2 protein-coding genes are annotated in these 2,063 nt (G+C 53.3%); both read left to right on the top strand.

The window, feature by feature from the left end; all coding sequences use genetic code 11:
* A partial coding sequence (locus V7680_RS15535) for a conjugal transfer protein TraN (protein WP_335654158.1) occupies positions 1–1,128 on the top strand: 1,128 nt, incomplete at its 5' end.
* A complete protein-coding gene (locus tag V7680_RS15530) occupies positions 1,125–2,000 on the top strand; it encodes a conjugal transfer protein TraF (protein ID WP_335654157.1) in 876 nt (291 codons plus the stop codon). The genes V7680_RS15535 and V7680_RS15530, both read left to right, overlap by 4 nt.
* The last annotated feature ends 63 nt before the right edge of the window (positions 2,001–2,063 follow it).

Below are 2,063 nucleotides of genomic sequence, written 5' to 3'. Positions count from 1 at the left end.
ATATTTAACGCAAATGGATGCCGGAGGGCCGGAATACGTCCAGGACCGTGTTTGCAATGGGGCGGAAACCGTGAACAGGATCGATACTGCGTTGAACCCGGCGAACCCTATGTTGAAATGAGCTGCAGCGCGCCTGTCGCGGGAGAAACGCCTTACGCGACATCATCTGAAAATATTATTCAGGAAAACCAAAATGATGCCGCTTGTCGGACTTTTGCCGAAGATGCCGATTGCGAACAAACAGCCGAGACTTGCAGCGACAGCGACCCTGTAACCCGCATCATAAACGGTGTGCCGGTCACAAAACCCTGTTGGGCATGGGAGCGGGCCTATCAATGCAATGCCCGGCGCGCTGCCAATGATTGCGAGGAATTGGATAATAATCCGGCTTGCCAATTGCTCCGCGAGGATTGTCTAAGCGAAGATAATCCCTGCTCGACCACCGAATGGGTTTATGATTGCCCGCTTCCAGATACGCAAGGCTCGGGTAGCCAATATATTTGTGACGGCGATGTCTATTGCATCGACGGATCATGTGAGACGATTGAGCGCGAAGCGAATGACGAGTTCAAGGATGCCGCTGTTGCGCTTCACGCGATGGACGATGCGCGCGGACAATTTGATCCCGACACATTAACGCTTTTCAAAGGCGAGCGCGAGACGTGCGGCTCAAAAGTCTTCGGGGTGCTTAATTGCTGCAAGGGCAAAGGCTTTCCGCTCATTCCCGGCATTAGCCTGCTAGTTGCGCTGGGCTGCGACACGCAAGAGATCCTTCTTCACCAACGCGATGCAAATGGACTGTGTGCCTATGTCGGCAGCTATTGCTCAAAGAAAATCCTCGGCATCTGCATCACCAAGAAAAAGGCTTATTGCTGCTTCACATCCAAATTGTCGCGTATTTTGCAGGAGCAAGGCCGCGCGCAGCTTCCCAAACCCTGGTCTCGGGCGAAAGACGAACAATGCCTGGGTTTCACAATCGAGGAATTCGCGCAGCTTGATCTTTCAAGAATGAATTTTTCCGAAATCTATTCGGAATTTACCGATGCGGCCCGCCTGCCCGACGAGCTCGAAGCGGCCAATGACATCCAGCAGAAAATTCAGAACTTCTACGAGAGATCAGGACCATGAAATATATTTTTGGCTCTACGCTTCCCCTGCCCGTAGCGCTCGGCGGCTTGGCCGTGCTTGTCCTTGCAATCATGTTTCTTGTTGATGCCGTTCTCAGTCCAGCATTCGCGCAAGTCGCTGCATCCAAAGCTATTGACCCAGCAACCAATGCTTTGCGGACAAGCGCGGATGAACTCTACTGCGAGAAGCGCAAGCTAGGCTACTGGTTCTATTGCACCAAACCAAAACCGCCTGAAACGGAAGCGCTGCCGCCAGAACCGCAGTCAAGCGCAAGCGAGCAACTCGATGCGGTCACGAAGGAATTGCGCGAGCTTAAAGCCAAAGCAATTCTCGAACCAACACGCGAGAATGTCATCGCTTATATACGCTTCCAACGTGAACAACTCGACCGTGCGTCACTTTTCTCCGATGTTTGGCAGCGCGCGATCTGGCAGCAGCCGGATCTGGATTATACGCTCGAGCGCCCGGTTTCGACGCTCGCCAAAAGGCAGTGGCAAGACGCGCGTAGCGCTTCGCGCGATACCGTCATGGCAAACCTCGGAAAGCGATACGGGCTGTTCTATTTTTTCGCGCAGAGCTGCGGCGCCTGTGAGGTCATGTCGCCAATCGTAAAATCAGTTTCTAACCGATGGAAACTGACGGTCCGCGCCATCTCAACCGATGGCGGGCCATCACGGCATTTCCAAAATTACACCGTCGAGGCCGGTCAACGCGCGCGCATGGGATTGAAGCCCCAAATTACCCCTGCTCTAGTGCTGTGGGATAGCGCGCAAAGCCGGGCCATCCCGATTGGTTACGGCATCATATCAGCCGACGAGCTGCAGGACCGTATTTATTTGCTCACATCAAAGGAAGCCGGACATGATTATTAAAAAAGCAATAGCTGCGATCGCAGCTGCAAGTCTAATCACTACATCTATTTCGGCTCCCGTGTC

Source organism: Parasphingorhabdus sp. (assembly GCF_036963705.1).
Lineage (GTDB): Bacteria > Pseudomonadota > Alphaproteobacteria > Sphingomonadales > Sphingomonadaceae > Parasphingorhabdus.
The sequence above is the reverse complement of the archived record's forward strand: the minus strand, read 5'-3'. Positions and strand labels throughout refer to the sequence as shown.

What these genes read in the sequence shown, in the direction of transcription:
- V7680_RS15530 (WP_335654157.1), top strand. Translation starts at nt 1,125, where the DNA reads ATGAAATATATTTTTGGCTCTACGCTTCCCCTGCCCGTAGCGCTCGGC.